This window comes from Actinoplanes octamycinicus (assembly GCF_014205225.1).
Taxonomy (GTDB): domain Bacteria; phylum Actinomycetota; class Actinomycetes; order Mycobacteriales; family Micromonosporaceae; genus Actinoplanes; species Actinoplanes octamycinicus.
Window position 1 is genome coordinate 8,653,472 of record NZ_JACHNB010000001.1, and the last position, 17,090, is coordinate 8,670,561.

14 protein-coding genes are annotated in these 17,090 nt (G+C 71.8%); 8 read left to right on the plus strand and 6 right to left on the minus strand.

Annotated features, from left to right (window positions below):
• Positions 1 to 12: 12 nt before the first annotated feature.
• Positions 13 to 1,461 (minus strand): MFS transporter, encoded by a 1,449-nt coding sequence (locus tag BJY16_RS39205; RefSeq protein ID WP_185044581.1) that lies wholly within the window; start codon positions 1,459 to 1,461, stop codon positions 13 to 15.
• 92 nt (positions 1,462 to 1,553) lie between these two features.
• Between BJY16_RS39205 and BJY16_RS39210 the strand changes: the two genes are divergently transcribed.
• From BJY16_RS39210 to BJY16_RS39225, 4 genes are all read left to right on the plus strand, one after another.
• Positions 1,554 to 2,132, plus strand: coding sequence for a TetR/AcrR family transcriptional regulator (locus BJY16_RS39210; RefSeq protein ID WP_185044582.1), 579 nt, complete (start codon positions 1,554 to 1,556; stop codon positions 2,130 to 2,132).
• Positions 2,133 to 2,185: 53 nt separating this feature from the next.
• Positions 2,186 to 3,628, plus strand: a complete 1,443-nt coding sequence (locus tag BJY16_RS48795) for a GGDEF domain-containing protein (RefSeq protein WP_185044583.1) — start codon at positions 2,186 to 2,188, stop codon at positions 3,626 to 3,628.
• Between the two features lie 226 nt (positions 3,629 to 3,854).
• Positions 3,855 to 4,925 (plus strand): IS110 family RNA-guided transposase, encoded by a 1,071-nt coding sequence (locus BJY16_RS39220; RefSeq protein WP_185046419.1) that lies wholly within the window; start codon positions 3,855 to 3,857, stop codon positions 4,923 to 4,925.
• A gap of 434 nt (positions 4,926 to 5,359) precedes the next feature.
• On the plus strand, positions 5,360 to 6,577 hold the full coding sequence (locus BJY16_RS39225) for an IS110 family RNA-guided transposase (protein WP_311775344.1): 1,218 nt from the start codon (positions 5,360 to 5,362) through the stop codon (positions 6,575 to 6,577).
• Positions 6,578 to 6,646: 69 nt separating this feature from the next.
• Here the strand turns inward: BJY16_RS39225 and BJY16_RS39230 are convergent, their stop codons facing one another.
• From BJY16_RS39230 to BJY16_RS39240, 3 genes are read right to left on the minus strand one after another with little or no spacing between them, the layout of a single operon-like run.
• Complete coding sequence (locus BJY16_RS39230) at positions 6,647 to 7,756, minus strand: 5-methyltetrahydropteroyltriglutamate--homocysteine S-methyltransferase (RefSeq protein WP_185044584.1); 1,110 nt, start codon at positions 7,754 to 7,756, stop codon at positions 6,647 to 6,649.
• A 21-nt stretch (positions 7,757 to 7,777) separates the two neighbouring features.
• Positions 7,778 to 8,266 (minus strand): SRPBCC family protein, encoded by a 489-nt coding sequence (locus tag BJY16_RS39235; RefSeq protein WP_185044585.1) that lies wholly within the window; start codon positions 8,264 to 8,266, stop codon positions 7,778 to 7,780.
• Positions 8,263 to 8,601 (minus strand): ArsR/SmtB family transcription factor, encoded by a 339-nt coding sequence (locus tag BJY16_RS39240; protein WP_185044586.1) that lies wholly within the window; start codon positions 8,599 to 8,601, stop codon positions 8,263 to 8,265. Before BJY16_RS39240 ends, BJY16_RS39235 begins: the two co-directional genes overlap by 4 nt.
• Positions 8,602 to 8,655: 54 nt before the next feature.
• Here BJY16_RS39240 and BJY16_RS39245 point away from each other — a divergent pair, with 54 nt between their 5' ends.
• Together BJY16_RS39245 and BJY16_RS39250 are read left to right on the plus strand one after the other, a co-directional pair.
• On the plus strand, positions 8,656 to 9,489 hold the full coding sequence (locus BJY16_RS39245) for a DUF1028 domain-containing protein (RefSeq protein ID WP_185044587.1): 834 nt from the start codon (positions 8,656 to 8,658) through the stop codon (positions 9,487 to 9,489).
• A gap of 146 nt (positions 9,490 to 9,635) precedes the next feature.
• Entirely contained in the window at positions 9,636 to 10,220 is a 585-nt protein-coding gene (locus tag BJY16_RS39250; protein ID WP_185044588.1) for a peptidase associated/transthyretin-like domain-containing protein, read from the plus strand.
• Between the two features lie 796 nt (positions 10,221 to 11,016).
• Here BJY16_RS39250 and BJY16_RS39255 read toward each other — a convergent pair.
• A complete protein-coding gene (locus tag BJY16_RS39255; RefSeq protein ID WP_221503267.1) occupies positions 11,017 to 11,661 on the minus strand; it encodes a response regulator in 645 nt (214 codons plus the stop codon).
• Positions 11,662 to 12,659: 998 nt separating this feature from the next.
• A complete protein-coding gene (locus BJY16_RS39260) occupies positions 12,660 to 13,907 on the minus strand; it encodes a sensor histidine kinase (protein ID WP_185044590.1) in 1,248 nt (415 codons plus the stop codon).
• Between the two features lie 110 nt (positions 13,908 to 14,017).
• On the opposite strand from BJY16_RS39260, the gene BJY16_RS39265 reads away from it, so the two are divergent.
• Positions 14,018 to 14,761, plus strand: a complete 744-nt coding sequence (locus BJY16_RS39265) for an ABC transporter ATP-binding protein (RefSeq protein ID WP_185044591.1) — start codon at positions 14,018 to 14,020, stop codon at positions 14,759 to 14,761.
• Positions 14,758 to 17,052, plus strand: a complete 2,295-nt coding sequence (locus BJY16_RS39270) for an ABC transporter permease (RefSeq protein ID WP_185044592.1) — start codon at positions 14,758 to 14,760, stop codon at positions 17,050 to 17,052. Before BJY16_RS39265 ends, BJY16_RS39270 begins: the two co-directional genes overlap by 4 nt.
• Positions 17,053 to 17,090: the final 38 nt, after the last annotated feature.

The following is a 17,090-nucleotide window of genomic DNA, read 5'->3' on the forward strand; positions in this document are numbered from 1 at the left end:
AGGCGGCGCCGGTTACTCCGGCAGGGCGGCGTCGGCCGTGGCCGAGTGCTTGGGGATGAGCAGCGCGAGCCCGGCGGCGAGCACCGCAGCCCCGGCGCACAGGCCGAAGAGCAGCTGGTAAGCACCGAGGGTGGGCAGCTCGTGCCCGCCGAGGTCCATCGTCTTGGCGGCCAGCACCGCGCCGCCGATGGCGCTCGCCAGGGAGCTGCCGACGCTGCGGAACAGGGCGTTCAGACCGTTCGCCGCGGCCAGCTCGGAGAGCGGGGTGGCGTGCGAGATCAGGCCGGGCATCGCGGCGTAGGCGATGCCGGTGCCGGCGCCCGCGATGGTGGCGCCCAGGATCACCTTGAACAGGCTGTCGGTCAGGACGATCCGGGAACCGAAGCCGAGCGCGATGATCAGCGAGCCGATGATCAGCGCGGTGCGCGGGGCGAGCTTGGCCGACAGCGGCGAGAGCAGCAGCATGATGATGCCGCCGGGCAGCATGCACAGGCCGCCGACCAGGATCGACTTGCCGAAGCCGTAACCGGTGACGGCCGGCATCTGCACGTAGGTCGCGGTGCCGATCAGCGTGGCGAACAGGGCGAAGCCGACGAACAGCGACGCGATGTTGGTGAGCAGCAGGGCCGGCCGGGCCGTGGTGCGCACGTCCACCAGCGGCGACGTGATCCGCAGCTCGACCAGCACGAAGACCACCAGCAGCACGGCCGCGGTGACCAGCAGGCCAATGGTCAGCGGGTCGCCCCAGCCCCATCTCGACCCCTGGGCGAGCGGGAGCAGCAGGGCCAGCATCGCGGCGCCGAGCAGCACGGTGCCGAGGTAGTCCATCCGGCCCTGGCCGGCCCGGGGCGGGTCGGGCACCAGGGCGACGATGCCGGGGAGGGCGAGGATGCCGCCGGCCACACAGATCCAGAACAGGAGGTGATAATCCGCGTACTCCGCGATCAGGCCGGAGAGCGGCAGGCCGAGCGCGCCGCCGACCCCGAGCATGGCGCTGATCAGCGCGATGCCGGCCGCCGAGTGCTCGCGGGGCAGGATCACGCCGACCAGACTGATGCTCAGCGGGACGGTGGCGACCGAGAGGCCGACGATCGCCCGGCCGACGATCATCGGGGCGAGCGAGTCGGAGAGCGCGCAGACCAGCGAGCCGATGACCAGCGCGCCGAGCGACACGAGCACCATCAGCTTGGTGCCGAACAGGTCGCCGAGGCGGCCGAAGGCGGGCACCGCGACCGCGCCGACCAGCAGCGTCGAGGTGAGCAGCCAGGCGATGCCGTCGCTGCTCGCCCGCAGGTCGACGCCGAGCTCCGACATCACCGGGACCAGCAGGGACTGGGTGAGCGACACCATCAGCGCGGCGGTGCCGATCACCAGCAGGACGATCAGCTGCTTGCCGGTCCAGGAGGATCTCGGCGGGGTGCCGGACTCCGCGGACCGCGCCACAGCGGCGGCTTGGGACATGAAGGCTCCTTCAAGCTTTCGTGGCAGACTGTGCCACGAGGCAGAGCCTGCCACGAAACTGTCGCTGAGTGGCGTCGGGAAGAATGCTTGAGATGGGGATCACCAGCCTTCGGGACCGCAAGCGCGAGCAGAACCGGATCGCCACCGTGCGAGCCGCGTGGACGCTGTTCATCGAGCGGGGCTACGACCACGTGACGGTCGGCGACATCTGCGTGGCGGCGGAGATCGCCCCGCGCACCTTCCACCGCTACTTCGCGAGCAAGGAGGACGTGGTCGCGGAGCCGGTCCGGGAGATGACCACGATCGTCACCGAGTTCGTCACCGGCGCGCCGGCCGGGCTGAGCGACCGGCAGGTGCTGCACGAGGCGATGGTCCGGGTGGCACGCTACGTGGTGGAGCGCCGCGACCTGCTGATCGCCCTGCGCACGGTGGCCCAGCAGTCCAGCCACCTGAAGGCCTCCCAGGTGGCGGTCCGCACCGACGTCGAGCCGGACGTGGCCGCTCTGCTCGACGCCCGGCACCCGGACGGCGAGCCGGGCCAGTGGCGGCGCCGGCTGCTGGTCGGCTGCACCACCGCGGCGTTCCGGGTGTGGTATGAGGACTTTCTCCGCGGCGACCTGCCCGACCCGATCGGCCACCTCGAGGAGATCCTGGCGGCGATCGGCTCCTGAGTCGCACCCGGGCGGATCCGGCCCGGTCACCGCACCGGTCCGACAGTTGCCGGGTGACGACTAGACGGCCGCCCGCATGGACCCTCGCGCTCGCCGCCGCCCCGGTGGTGATCGCGATCTACTACTGGCTGGTGGCGCTCGATCTGTGGCCGGGCGCCCAGGTCGGGCTCTACGTCAGTGCGAACGCCGCGTTCGCGGCCGCCTGCCTGGTCGTCGCGGCGCGCAACCGCGCCCTGCGCCCGGTGATGCTCTGCCTGGCCGCCGCGGCCGGCTGCGGGGTCGCCGCCGACCTGCTCTTCTACGTCCTGGCGCTGGTCCACGACGAGGTCGCCTACCCGAGCGTCGCCGACATCGGTTACCTGGCCGCCTACGTGACCATGGCGGCCGGCCTGCTGATGATCGTCCGGCGGCGCACGCCGGGCTGGGACGGCGCCAGCGGCATCGACGCGGCGATCGTCGCGGTCGGCGCCGGCTACCTGGCCTACGAGTTCCTGATCGCCCCGACCATCAACGTGACCAGCGGCAACCTGACCACGCTGGTGTCCGTCGCCTATCCGCTCGGCGACCTGATGCTGATCATGGTGGGGGCCCGGCTGGTGCTCGGCGCCGGTCCGCGCAGCCCGTCGCTCTACCTGATCGCCGGCTACCTGGGCTGCGGCCTGTACGCCGACACGGCCTACACGATCCAGTCACTGGACGGGACCTACCAGCCGGGCAACTACCTGGACGCCATCTGGATCGCCGGCAGCTACCTGTTCGCGGCGGCCGTGCTGCACCCGTCGGCAGCCAAGATGATCGCGCCGTCCCAGGTCACCACCCCGGACGCCACACCGGCCCGGCTCACCGTGCTGGCCATCGCCGCGATCACCGCGCCGACCTCGATGCTGGTCCAGTACGCCCGCGGCGGCGAACCGCACGTGATCGCCGCCGGGATCGCCTGCAACGCGCTGTTCCTGCTGGTCCTGGCCCGGATGGCGGGCCTGGTCCGGGCGCAGCGGCTGGCCGCGATCACCGACGGGCTGACCGGACTGCGCAGCCGGCGGTACTTCGAGGAGACGCTGCGGCACGAGGTGGACCGGGCCGCCCGGCACGGGGAGCCGCTCGGGCTGCTGCTGCTCGACATCGACCACTTCAAGAAGGTGAACGACACGTACGGGCACGGCGGCGGGGACCGGGTGCTGATCGAGGTCACCCACCGGCTGAGCCAGCTGGTCCGGCCCGGTGACCTGGCGGCCCGGTACGGCGGCGAGGAGTTCGCCATGCTGCTGCCCGGCGCCGGCCCGGAGGAGACCATGGAGATCGCCGAGCGGATCCGCCGCGGCGTGGCGGCCGCCCCGATCGCGGTGTCCGACGGCGTCCTCTGCCACGCGACGGTGTCGATCGGCGCGGCCGGCGTGCCCGCGCTGCGCGGCGTGGACGAGCTGGTCCTGGCCGCCGACCGGGCCCTCTACGCGGCCAAGAACGCCGGCCGCGACCGGGTCGCCGCCGCCGCCTGACAGAGATGATGTTGGTGAGCACCTCCCGCCGGGGTCTGACCCTCCGCCTGACTGACTTCGGGTCCTTAACGGGATTTGTCGACCCTGGCCGGGAGGTGCTCATGCACTCATCAGGCGTGGCGTTGTGACTTCATAGGAGCCTGGCTAGAGGCCCCATCTCTGTCTTGTCCGCGTTGCCCGGCTGGTGCGTGCCGCCCTGCACCCAGTCACGAACGACAGGACGACGATGCCTTCCATTACACCTGATGACACTGTGATCGAGGTCTTCGGTGGCGTCGACACTCACCAGGACACCCACACCGCCGCCGTGATCGACCAGGTCGGCCGGGTTCTCGGCACGCATGAGTTCCCCGCCACCGCGGCCGGCTACGCCGATCTGCTGGCCTGGATACGCGGGCACGGCCGGCTGAGCCGGGTCGGGGTCGAGGGCACCGGCGCCTACGGCGCGGGCCTGGCTCGCCTGCTCCGCGACGAGCACGCCGACGTGATCGAGGTCGACCGGCCAGACCGTAAGACCCGCCGCTTCCAGGGAAAATCCGACCCGATCGACGCGATCCAAGCCGCCCGGGCCGCGCTGGCTGGTGAACGCACCGGCACCCCCAAACAGCGCGACGGGCGCGTCGAAGCGTTACGTAACCTGCGCGTGGCCCGGCGCAGCGCGGTCGAACAGCGCGCCGACACCCAGCGCCAGATGAAGACCCTGATCGTCACCGCTCCCGACGAGCTGCGTGCCCGGCTACGCGGCCTGAGCGTCAAACAGCTGGTCGTCACCTGCGCGAACCTGCGCCCCGAGCGGGCTGACGCCGCGACCCCGCTCACCGCCGTCAAGCTCGCCCTGCGCAGTCTGGCCCGCCGCCATCAGCAGCTGTCCGCCGAGATCACCGACCTCGACGAGCTGCTCGAGCCGGTCGTCGCCGCGATCAACCCTGGCTTGCTGGCCGCTAACGGTGTCGGCGCCGAGATCGCCGGGCAGTTGCTGGTCAGTGCCGGGGAGAACCACGACCGGCTCGCCTCCGAGGCGGCGTTCGCCATGCTCTGCGGCGTTGCGCCGATCCCGGCCTCGTCCGGCAAGACGACCCGGCACCGGCTCAACCGTGGCGGCGACCGACAGGCCAACGCCGCCCTCTACCGCGTCGTGCTCTGCCGCCTGCGCTGGGATCCCCGCACCCGCGACTACATGCAACGACGCACCAAGGAAGGCATGTCGAAGAAAGAAATCATTCGATGCCTTAAGCGATATGTCGCCCGCGAGCTCTACCAACTCATCAGAATGAACGATCTTGAACTCGCCGCTTGACATCCATAGGAGCATCCCCGCCCGCCGACCGCGGCCGCCCGAGGCCCGCCGGCCGCGCCGCCACCTGAGGCAGTCCGGCGGCCGGACCCGGTCATCCGCCGCGGACGTGTGGACTTCCGATGCTCACCGCATCGGGGTCCACACGCTGGTTTTGATCTCCGGGACCACCCGCGGACAGTGCAGGGGCCGCCGATCGTTCTGGACGCGCCAGCGGCCAGATCGGCGGCCCCGGCCCGCGCTACTTAAAGAGAATTGATGTACGACCGCGGCCCGGCCAGGCTTGGTCGAGGTGATCGGTAGGGATTCTCAGGCCCGCGCTGCCCACTCAGATGGCGGGGTGTGGCTCTCTCCCGGCTTGGACCCTGCCGGTCACCGTGGCGCGGAGTGGCTGAAGAGGGGTTTGCCCAGCTGTAAGTAGCGTTGCCCTCCCGCCGGTGTGGTTCTGCCGCGACGACGGGAAGGTCAACGGGTACATGGGTCAGCTGATCATTGGGGTCGATCCGCACAAGCGGTCCGCGACGATCGAGATCATCAACGAGCGTGAACAGGTCCTGGGCACCGGCCGGTACGGCACCGACACCGGTGGCTACCAGGCGATGCTGGCCGCCGGCCGGCGCCATCGTGACCGCGTGTGGGCGGTCGAGGGTTGCAACGGCATCGGCCGGCACGTGGCGCAGCGGCTGGTCGCCGACGGCGAAACCGTGCTGGACGTCCCGGCGAAACTCGCCGCGAAAGCCCGCACCTTCGACACCGGGCACGGCCGTAAAACCGATCCGCACGACGCCCACCACATCGCCGTGACCGCGCTACGCACCCCGGACCTGCGCCGCGTTCACGCCGACGGCGCCACCGTCGCGCTGCGGCTGCTGGCCGACCGGCGTGACCAGCTCGGTGTCGCCCGCACCGAGACCGTCAACCGGCTGCACCAGCTGCTGCTCGAACTGATTCCCGGCGGCGCGAAGAAGAACCTGACCACCGACCAGGCCCGCGCCCTGCTCGAACGCGTCAGCGTCCCGGCCGGCGACATCGCCGCGATCACCCGCCACCAGCTCGCCGCCGAACTCATCGACGAGCTCACCGTTCTGGACGCTCGCATGAAAACCGCCACCCGGCAGCTGAAGACCGTCCTGGCCACCACCGGCACCCAGCTGATGAGCCTCAACGGCATCGGGCCTTCCGGCGCTGCCCGTCTGCTCGGCGACATCGGCGACATTCACCGCTTCCCGACCCGCGGACACTTCGCCACCTGGAACGGCACCGCCCCCATCGACGTGTCCTCCGGCGACCATCACCATCACCGGCTCAACCGGGCCGGGAACCGGCGCATCAACCGGGCCCTGCACATCATGGCCATCACCCAGCTGCGCTACGACACCCCCGCACGCGCCTACTACCAGCGCAAACAAACCGAAGGCAAAACCGCGATGGAAGCCATGCGCGCGTTGAAACGACGCCTGTCCGACACCGTCTACCGCCAAATGATCAAAGACGACCACACGGCACAACAGACAGCGACGGGTCCGGGAGGACACACGGGGGCGACTCTGAACTCCAGCGCGGCCGACCCCAACCCCAAGATCGACACTTCGGAAAAGTCACAACCCGGACCCGCCAACCACCACCCTAAAACATCCCCCACACCAACCCCTTGACAGAGGGGTGCCGGGAGCATGCGATCCGCACCCCAGCGGACCTGCGTCAAGGAAGGTCTTGATCTTGCCTTATCCCCAGACCTCGGCGGCCGTCTCGACGATCAGCCGCAGCTTGGCCACCTGTTCGTCGTAGGTCAGGACATTCCCCTCGACGGTCGACGAGAAGCCGCACTGCGGCGACAGGCAGATCTGGTCGAGCGGCACATATTTCGCCGCCTCGTCGATCCGTCGCTTCAGCGTGTCCTTCGCTTCCAGCGTGCCGCGTTTCGTGGTCACCAGTCCGAGAACGACCATCTTCCCGGGCGGCACGAAGCGCAGCGGCGCGAACCCACCCGATCGATCGTCGTCGAACTCCAGGAAGAACCCGTCGACCGCCAGCTCGCTGAACAGCGCCTCGGCGACGAAGTCATACCCGCCCTCCGCCGCCCACGACGACCGGAAGTTGCCCCGGCACATGTGTGTGGTGACGCGCAGGTCAGCAGGCCGGTCGGCGATCGCCGCGTTGATCTGCCGGATGTAGCGCAGGTGCTGGCGCTCGGCGTCGTCGCCCCGGTCGGCGAGCAGCCGGCGCTGGTCCGGGTCGTTGAGGTAGGCCAGGCTGGTGTCGTCCAGCTGCAGGTAGCGGCAGCCGAGGGCGTGCACCCGGCGCACCTGCTCGGCGTAGGCGGCGCTCAGATCTGTCCAGAACTGATCCTCGTCCGGATACACCCCCGGGTCGATCGCCGCCCGGCCGCCGCGGTAGTGGACCATGCTCGGCGACGGGATGGTCAACTTGGCCGTGACCGCCGGGTCGGTCACCGCGTCGAGAAACCGGAAGTCGTCCCCGAAGATCGTCTCGGTGAGCCGGATCGGCGCGTCCACCGCGAGCGCCGCCGACTCGAAGTCCAGCTCCCCGTCCGCGTTGCGGAAGTGGACCTGGATCTTCTCGTCGGTCGGATGGATGCCGCCCAGGCGGTAGATGAAGTCCATGTGCCAGGCGGTGCGGCGGAACTCGCCGTCGGTGGCCGAGCGCAGGCCGACGTCGCGCTGCATCCGGACCACGTCCCGGATCGCGTCGTCCTCGATCGCGCGGAGCTGGTCCGCGTCGATCTCGCCGGTGGCACGCCGGGAGCGGGCGTCCAGGAGCTGGGGCGGGCGGAGCAGGCTGCCGACGTGATCCGCCCGGAACGGTGGGGTCATCCCCCCACTCAACACCCCGGCTCAGCTGTTGGAAAGAACTTCGTCGATCTGACCGAGGGCCAGCCGCATGCCCTCCTCCATGCCCATCTTGGTCAGCCGCTCCAGGTGGGCGAGGTCGGCGAAGTGACTGACCACGGTCATCCGGGTCCGGCCGCCGGCTTCGGCGAGCGTGACCACGCCGTGCACCGGCTGGTCGTCGGCGATCGGCTCGCCGTGCTTGTCGGCGAACCCGTCGTCGAACTCCAGCCGGGACGGCTCGTCGATCGACGTGATCGTCCACCAGGCGTGCGACTTCGTGCCGTCCGGGCCGGTCATGTGGTAGCGCACGGCGCCGCCGGCGACGAACTCGTAGCGGGTGAAGGTGGCCGGCCAGGTCGGCGGGCCCCACCAGCGCTCCAGCTTGCGCGGATCGGCCCAGACCTGCCAGACCCGGTCGATCGGCGCGGCGAAGTCGGTGACGAAGGTGAGGGTCAACGCCTCGGTGTCCTTGATCGTCTCGGTGACGGTCACGATTCCTCCTCCAAGATCTCGGTGATCCGGCCGGCCCGCTGCCGCCAGATCCGCTCATAGGTGTCCATCAGGCCGCCGACCACGCTGCGCAGCGCGTCCGGCTTGCCGTGGACGATCTGCTCCCGGCCACGCCGCTCCTTGGTCACCAGGTCGGCCCGCTCCAGGATCGCGACGTGTTTCTGCACCGCCGCGAAACTCATCGGGTAGAGCTGGGCGAGGGCGGAGACGGACTGTCCGTCTCTGATCACCCGCGCCAGGATGTCGCGCCGGGTCGCGTCGGCGAGCGCCTGGAAGACGCGGTCCGCGCCGTCCTCAACGTTCTCACCTACAACCATGTGGTTGTACGTTACTCGTCCCCCTCGGTGATCGCAAGGGGCTATCGTGCGGCCATGACGTTCTCGATCGTGGGCCGATCCGCCGACGGCACGGCCCTGGGTGTGGCGGTGGCCAGCAAGTTCCTCGGAGTGGGCGCGGCGGTGCCGGCCGCGCTGGCCGACGTCGGCGCGGTGGCCACCCAGTCCTACGCCAACCTCGCCTACCGGCCGCAGGGCCTGGCCCTGCTCGGCACCGGGGTGGCCGCGCCGGAGGTGGTCAAGGCGCTGATCGCCGGGGACGCCGGGCCGGTCGGGCACCGGCAGGTCGGGGTGGTCGGGCCGACCGGGCCGGGCGCCACCTACACCGGCGCGGACTGCCACGACTGGGCCGGCGGGACGGCCGGCGACGGCTACGCGATCCAGGGCAACATGCTGGCCGGGCCGGCCGTGGTCGGCGACATGGAGCGCGGGTGGCTCGGGTCCGCCGACGAGTCACGGCTCGCCTCCCGGCTGGTCGCGGCGCTGCGCGCCGGGGACCGGGCGGGCGGGGACCGGCGCGGGCGGCAGAGCGCGGCGTTGCTGGTGGTGGCCAAGGGCTTGGGGTACGGCGGGACCAGCGACGTCCTGGTCGACCTGCGCGTGGACGACCACCCGGATCCGGTGACCGAATTGGGTCGGCTGCTCGAGATGCACGCGCTGTATTTCGAGCACCCCGATCCGGCGACGTTGCAGCCGTTGACCGGCGCGCTCGGCGACGAGGTGCGGGAACGGCTGGCGACCCGCGGGCACGCCGACGCGGACCTGGACGAGGCGCTCGCCTCCTGGGCCGGGGTGGAGAACCTGGAGATGCGGATCGTCGCCGGGGCGATCGATCCGCTGGTGCTGTCGCACCTGCGCGCGCTTTCTTGAGAGGACCATTTCCGGTACGGCACTCGCCGTACCGGAAATGATTATCCGCTGCAACGTGAGCTATTACGGCAAAAAGCCCATCTAATCCTTTCCGTCCTGCGATGATCATTTATGGGACGTAAGTGGTCGGGGACGATGGGACGAAAATGGGACATGAGGAGCGGACCGGCGCGCCGGTACTGAGCCGTCGCAACATCATCACGCTGGACTTCCCGGGGCCGGTGCCGGCCGTCTGCCAGCTGCGCCCAGCCGGGCCGGACCCGTTCCCCACCGACCGGTTCGTGGTGCGGCGCGAGCTGGCGCCGGCCCACACCGGCGTGCCGATGATGCTGCGGGTCCGGGTCCTCGACGCGGTCGACCGCCCGCTGCCCGGCGCCGTCCTGGAGGTCGTGCACCGCGCCCCGGACCCGGCGGCCGCCGCGCTGCACGGGGCGCAGGTCACCGACCCGCACGGTTACGCCGAGTTCAAGACGGTCTTCCCGGGCTGGTCCGCCGAGCAGGCGGCCGGCATCGACGTGACCCTGCATCTGGCCGGCACGCGGGACACCGGCCGGTTCCACTTCCCGTCCCAGGTGACGTCTCAGGTGGCGGTGCTGGCGGCCTATCGGGCCAACCCCGGCCCACTGTCACCGCCGGACCAGCCGGCCGGGATTCCGCACGTGGTGCCCCGCGACCGCTACGACCTGGCCGCCGGCTTGCTGGCCACGATCAACGCGGTCACCGAGCGCTGACCCGGACCGGCACGGCCGGTGCCGCCTTCGCTCCGCGCACGCCGGGCCGGCACGGCGTCAGGCGCCACACGGACTGCAGCCTCCACCCAGCGCCCGCCAGCCGGCACAGCACCAGACGCCACAGAGACTGCAGCTTCCACCCAGCGCCCGCCCGGCCGGCACGACACCAGGCACCACGCCGACTCCAGCTTGCACCCAGCGCCCGCCCGGACGGCACGACACCAGGCGCCACGCGGACTGCGCTCCGCTCAGCGCCCGCCCGGACGGCACGACACCAGGCACCACGCGGACTGCAGCCTCCACCCAGCACCAGCCGGGCCGGCACGGCACCAGGCGCTGCGTGGATTGCAGCCTCCGCTCGGCGTCCGTCGGGCGGGCAGGACGCCAGGCGCCACACCGACTGCAGCGTCCACTGAGCACCCGCTGGGCCGGCATGACACAAGCGCCACACGAACTGCAACCTTCACTCAGCTGCCCGCCTGGGAGCAGACACGCCGGAACCACAACATCGGGAAGATGAAGCTGACGCCGGCCGCAACTCCGATGCACAGAAAGCGGACGCCTTTGCCGCGAATCCGATGCGCAAAGGTCGGACATAACTCGCAATCGCGACGTTCCGGCGGTGGGAGTGACTCCGGCATGCGGAAGCGGAGGATGCGGGCCCCGGCACCGGGCGGACCGAGAGGGGATGCCACGCGAGCCACCGCCGAGTGCGAGGCGGTGCGGCGCTGGGCGTATCGAAAGTGGCGGTCCGGGATGAATCGAACCGCCTTGTGGAAGGCGTGGCCGGCTCCTTTCAGCCTCGGAGGTAGGCGAGGACGGCTCGGACTCGGCGGTGGTCGCCGGCGTCCGGCGGGAGGTCCAGTTTGGTGAGCAGGCTGTTGATGTGCTTGGCGACGGCGGCTTCGGAGACGACCAGGGTCTTGGCGATCGCGGCGTTGGACCGGCCCTCGGCCATCAGGCCGAGCACCTCGCGCTCGCGAGCGGTCAGCCGGTGCAGCGGGTCGCGGCGGCGGGAGAGCAACTGGCGGACCACCTCCGGGTCGACGACGGTGCGGCCGGCGGCCACCGCGGCCAGCGCGTCGACGAACTCGGTGACCTCGCCGATCCGCTCCTTCAACAGGTAGCCCACGCCGGCGGCGGCGCGGCCGGAGTCGAGCAACTCGGCGGCGTAGGTCTGCTCCACATACTGACTGAGCACCAGCACCGGCAGCTCCGGGTCGGCGGCGCGCAGCTCGATCGCGGCCTGCAACCCCTCGTCGCTGAACCCGGGCGGCATCCGCACATCGGTGACCACCACGTCCGGGCGGTGCTCGCGGACCGCGGCGCGCAGCTCGTCGGCGTCACCGACCGCGGCCACCACCTCGTGGCCGAACCGCCGCAGCATCCCGGCCACCCCTTCCCGGACGATCACCCCGTCCTCCGCGATGACCACCCGCAGCCCGTCACTCATCCCCGCACCGATCTCCACTCGCAACCAAACCTCACCACACCGATCTCCACTCGCAACCGGACCTCACCACACCGATCTCCACTCGCAACCAAACCTCACCACACCGATCTCCACTCGCAACCGGACCTCACCACACCGATCTCCACTCGCAACCGGACCTGACCACACCGATCTCCACTCGGCACCGAATCTCATCGCACCGATCTCCACTCGACACCGCGCCACATTGATCTCCACTCGGCACCGGACCTCACCGCACCGACCTCCGCCCGCAACAGCGACTCACCATCGCACCGCCGGGAACGACGTCCCACCGGCAGTCCGCCGGTCACCGCCAGGCTGGGCGTGAAGGGTGTTTCAAGGGTGTTGAAACACCCCTGAGCGCCAGCCCGAACCCGGAGCCGCCCCCCACCGGCAATCCGCCACTCACCCCCCGGCTGGGCGTGAAAGGTGCTTCAAGGGTGTTGAAACACCCCTGAGCGCCAGCCCGAACCCGGAGCCGCCCCCCACCGGCAATCCGCCACTCACCCCCCGGCTGGGCGTGAAAGGTGCTTCAAGGGTGTTGAAACACCCCTGAGCGCCAGCCCGAACCCGGAGCCGCCCCCCACCGGCAATCCGCCACTCACCCCCCGGCTGGGCGTGAAAGGTGCTTCAAGGGTGCCGAAGCACCCCTGAGCGCCAGCCCGAACCCGGAACAACCTCCCCACCGGCAGCCCGCCACTCACCGCCCGGCTGGGCGTGAAAGGTGCTTCAAGGGCGTTGAAGCACCCCTGAGCGCCAGCCCGAGCCGTGACGGTCACGACGGGCCGTCGCCGAGTGAGACCCCGAGCGGCGGCACGGCGGTCATGGCGGGACCTCGGCGAGCGAGACCCCCACCGGCGGCACGGCGGTCGAGGCAGGGCCTCGGCTGGCGAGACCCCCGAGTGGCGGCACGACGGTCATGGCGGGACATCGGCTGGCGAGACCCCCGAGTGGTGGCACGGCTGTCATGGCGGGACCTCGGTGAGGGGGACCTCGACGCGGAGGACGGTGGGGCCGCCCGGAGGGCTGGCCAGCGCGACCGTGCCGTCCACCACGGACACCCGGTCGGCGAGGCCGACCAGGCCGGTGCCGGCGGACGGGTCGGCGCCGCCGCGGCCGTCGTCGCGGATCTCGACGATCAGGCGGGACGCGGTCACCTCGCCGGAGATCCAGGCCCGGGTGGCGCCACTGTGCTTGGCCACGTTGGTGAGGGCCTCGACGATCACGAAATAGGCGGTCACCTCGACCGCGGCGGGCAGCCGGCCGGGCAGCCGGAAGTCCAGCTCGACCGGGAGCGGGGCGGTGGACGCCGCCTCGCCGGCCGCAGCGGCCAGGCCGCGGTCGGTCAGCACCTTGGGGTGCACGCCGCGGATCAGCTCCCGGAGGTCGGTCAGCGCCTGTTTGGCCAGGTGGTGGGCCTCGGCGACGGACTCGGCGGCGGGGCTGCCCGGGGGGAGCTCGAGCCGGGCCAGGCCGAGCTGCATGCTCAGCGCGACCAGCCGCTGCTGGGCGCCGTCGTGCAGGTCACGCTCGATCCGGCGGCGCTCCACCTCGAACGCGTCGACCAGCCGGGCCCGGGACCGGGTCACCTCGATCAGCCGCGCGTCGGTGTCGTGGGCGCGCGGGGCCAGGATGGCCCGGGCCATCGCCGCCCGGGCGCCGGCCCACGCGGTGACCGGCCAGGCGAGCACCACGGTCAGCGGGATGCCGGCCAGGAACAGCGCCCAGCGGTGGCCCTCGGGCTCGTCGGACATGTAGAGCGGGGCGCCGAAGGTGGTCAGCACCTCGTAGATCACCCCACCGACGACCAGCGCGTCCATCCAGCAGAACAGGGCGGCGGACATCATCGTGTAACCCAGCTCGCGCCAGGTGGCCTGCTCCCGCAGCCGGACCAGCAGCCAGGCGCGCAGCCCGGCCCGCGGTGGTGGCCGGTGCGGGTCGGGCAGCTCGTCGAAGTCGACCAGGCGCAGCCGGCGCCGCTCCAGCCGGCCGACCGCGACGCCGGAGAGCACGGTCGCCAGGTAACCCGCGAAGCCGATCACCACGATGGACAGCAGCACCCCGGCCACCAGCATGCCGACCACGGCGAGGATGGTGGCGAAGCCGAGCAGCGCGCCACCGGCCAGGTAGGCCAGCGAGCGCCACGGCCACGACGACCGCAGGAACACGGTCGGTCGCAGGGTGAGCGCCTCGAGCGCGTTGCGAGCCGGCATGCCCCGCAACCTACCCGGGCGGTCCGACAGAAGCGGTAGTGCTGGCGTTACCCCCGATCGTCAATCCCGCGTGACTGTGCCGGGGCCGTCCAGCCGGTTGTCTGTGAGGCATGACGATCCGACATGACACAGCCGCCGTCGAGCTGCGCGGGGTGACCCGCCGGTACGGAACCATGGTCACCGCGCTGGACGCGATCGACGCCCGGTTCGAGCGGGCCACCTTCACCGCGGTGATGGGCCCGTCCGGTTCCGGCAAGTCCACGTTGCTGCACTGCGCGGCCGGGCTGGACCGGGCCGACGAGGGTGAGGTGATCATCGACGGTGAGCCGCTGTCCGGCCTCTCCGAGCGGGCGCTGACCCGGCTCCGGCGCCGCCGGGTGGGCTTCGTCTTCCAGGCGTTCAACCTGGTTCCGGCGCTGACCGCGGCGCAGAACGTGGTGCTCCCGCTGCGCCTGGCCGGCCGCAGGCCACGGCCCGGAGAGGTGGCCGCGATGCTGGCCGAGGTGGGCCTGGCCGACCGGGCCGGGCACCGGCCGGCGGAGCTGTCCGGCGGGCAGCAGCAGCGGGTGGCGATCGCCCGGGCGCTGGTCAGCCGGCCGGCGGTGCTCTTCGCCGACGAGCCGACCGGCGCGCTGGACGCCCGGTCCGGTGCCGAGGTGCTGCGGCTGCTGCGGTCGGCGGTGGACCGGCACGGGCAGACGATCGTGATGGTCACCCACGATCCGGTGGCCGCGGCGCGCGCCGACCGGGTGGTGTTCCTGGCCGACGGACGGGTAGTCGACGACCTGGCCGGGCCGGTCGGCGCGGAGAAGATCGCGGTGCACACCGCCCGGCTCGAGGAGTCGGTCCGATGATCGCCTGGGCGATGGTGCGGCACCGGTTCGCGAGTTTCGCCGGGACGTTCGTGGCGGTGCTGCTGGGGGTGGCGGTGGTGGCCGGATCGGTGACGCTCTACCTCTCCTCACGACCGCAGCCGCCTGAGCGATATCGGTCGTCGCCGGTGATGGTGCAGGCGCCGTCGGTGGGCACGAACGACTTCGGCGAGCCGGAGATCCGCTCCTGGACCACGACCGAGATGAGCAAGATCTCCGACAAGTTGCGCCAGGACGCGCGGATCACCGCCGTCATCCCCGACCCGGTCTTCTACGTCCAGGAGGACGGCGTCGAGGACGAGGGCACCGCGAAGATCGACGGCCACGCCTGGTCGTCGGCCGCGCTCGGCGGTTATCACCTGAGCGCCGGGAGAGAACCGGGCAAGCCCGGCGAGGTGGTCGCCGCGAGAGCGGTGAACAGCCGGCTCGAGGTGCTGACCGCCAGGGGCCCGGAGACCTGGACCGTGGTCGGCACCACGGACGGCCCCGGGTTCTACGTGACCGACGACGACGCGCTGGGCAGAGCTTCCGGCGTACGCGTCATCGGTCTGCTCTCGACCGGCGATCCAGCGGATGTGGCAAGCGGCGCGCAAGCCCTGCTCGGCGCGGCCGGAACGGTCCGCGCCGGACCGGACCGCGCCGCCCTGGAGCCGAACGCGGTCACCCGGATCCGCTGGATCGGCGCCCAGCTGCTGATCGCCCTGGTCACCCTGGGCGCCTTCGCCACCGTCTTCGTGGTCGCCTCGACCTGCGCGCTGACCGCCGCGCAGCGCCGCCGCGAGCTGGGCCTGCTGCGCGCCGCCGGCGCCACCCCGGGCCAGGTGCGCCGGATGCTCTACGCGGAGACCGCGCTGATCGCGCTGATCGCCGGCCTGGTCGGCGCCCCGCTCGGCACGCTGCTCGCCCCACTGCTCGCCGAGCCGATGGTCGATTTCGGTCTGGAACCGCCCGGTTACCAGGCCACCTGGCAACCCGCCGCGGTCGGTGGCGCGATCCTGCTCGGCCTGCTCGTCGCGCTCGCCGGGGTGGCCGTGGCGGCCCGCCGGGCGAGTAAGGTGCCGCCGCTGGCCGCGTTGCGCGAGGCGGCCGCCGAGACCCGCGCGATGACTCCGGCCCGGTGGGTCGCCGGCCTGCTCGTCCTGGCCGCCGGCGGCGCGCTGCTGGCCGCCATGCCGGGGATGCCGACGGAGAGCAAGACCACCACCGGGATGGGCGCCGCGATGCTGCTGCTGACCGCGGCCGCGCTGCTGGCGCCGGTGGTGATCGGCCCGCTGGTGCGGCTGGCGACCGGTCCGTGGCGCGGCTCGGCGACCGGGATGGTGGTCCGCGAGGGCACCCTGACCGGCGTCCGGCGGGTCGCCTCGACGGCCGCTCCGGTGCTGGTCACGGTCGGGATCACGGTGCTGCTGACCGGCATGATCGCGACCATCGAGGAGGCGGCCGGGATCGACGGGACGGCGGAGATCCCGGCGGCCACCGTGCTGGCTCCGGACGGCACGCCCGGGCTGTCCGAGGCGGCCGTGCAGGGTCAGCCCGGCACCTCGCGCCTGGCCACCCGGGTGCTGATCACTCGCGGTCAGCAGACCGTCGGCGAGGAGGCGGCAGGCGTGCCCGGCGCGCCGGTCACGGTCACCCCGGAGGCGGGCGTCGCGCTCGGCGCGCCTCTTCAGCTGCGGTGGGCGGACGGCACGACCCAGACGCTCACCGTACGCCGGATCGACCCGGACGCCGTCGCCCCGATCGTGCTCCCCCGCGAGCTGGTCCGCGGGCACGACCCGGACGCCCTGACCGGCATGGTGGTGCTGACCGGCGACCCGCATCCGGCGGCCGGCGCCCGGGCGCTGACCGCGCGCGACTACGTGCAGGAGGAGATCGACGAGGAGGGCCGGCTGGTCGACCTGTTCCTCTGGGTGCTGATCGGGCTGACCGCCGGGTACACCGCGATCGCCGTGTCGAACACGCTGCTGATGGCCACCGCGGCGCGCCGCCCGGAGTTCCGGGCGCTGCGACTGGCCGGCGCCGGGCTCGGTCAGGTCCTGCGGATCACCACGGCCGAGGCGGTGCTCGCCGCGGTGACCGGGGCGCTGCTGGGCGGCGCGGTGGGCGGGCTGTCGCTGACCGGGGTGCGCGCCGCGGTCGAGGACGAGCTGGGCCAGGACGTGGCGCTGGTCATCCCGTGGGATGCCGCGCTCGGGGTGGCGGCGCTCTGCGCGCTGCTCGCGGTGGTCGCCACCGCGGTGCCGGTGCTACGCCGGCGGGCGCTCGCCGGCTGACCGGGTGGATCGCCGATCGCCGGGGCGCGTGGCGCGTC

Coding starts and splice junctions, on each gene's coding strand:
- BJY16_RS39270 (WP_185044592.1), top strand. CDS start 14,758: ATGATCGCCTGGGCGATGGTGCGGCACCGGTTCGCGAGTTTCGCCGGG.
- BJY16_RS39240 (WP_185044586.1), bottom strand. CDS start 8,601: ATGGTTGTAGGTGAGAACGTTGAGGACGGCGCGGACCGCGTCTTCCAG.
- BJY16_RS39210 (WP_185044582.1), top strand. CDS start 1,554: ATGGGGATCACCAGCCTTCGGGACCGCAAGCGCGAGCAGAACCGGATC.
- BJY16_RS39250 (WP_185044588.1), top strand. CDS start 9,636: ATGGGACATGAGGAGCGGACCGGCGCGCCGGTACTGAGCCGTCGCAAC.
- BJY16_RS39245 (WP_185044587.1), top strand. CDS start 8,656: ATGACGTTCTCGATCGTGGGCCGATCCGCCGACGGCACGGCCCTGGGT.
- BJY16_RS39260 (WP_185044590.1), bottom strand. CDS start 13,907: ATGCCGGCTCGCAACGCGCTCGAGGCGCTCACCCTGCGACCGACCGTG.
- BJY16_RS39230 (WP_185044584.1), bottom strand. CDS start 7,756: ATGACCCCACCGTTCCGGGCGGATCACGTCGGCAGCCTGCTCCGCCCG.
- BJY16_RS39265 (WP_185044591.1), top strand. CDS start 14,018: ATGACGATCCGACATGACACAGCCGCCGTCGAGCTGCGCGGGGTGACC.
- BJY16_RS39220 (WP_185046419.1), top strand. CDS start 3,855: ATGCCTTCCATTACACCTGATGACACTGTGATCGAGGTCTTCGGTGGC.
- BJY16_RS39205 (WP_185044581.1), bottom strand. CDS start 1,461: ATGTCCCAAGCCGCCGCTGTGGCGCGGTCCGCGGAGTCCGGCACCCCG.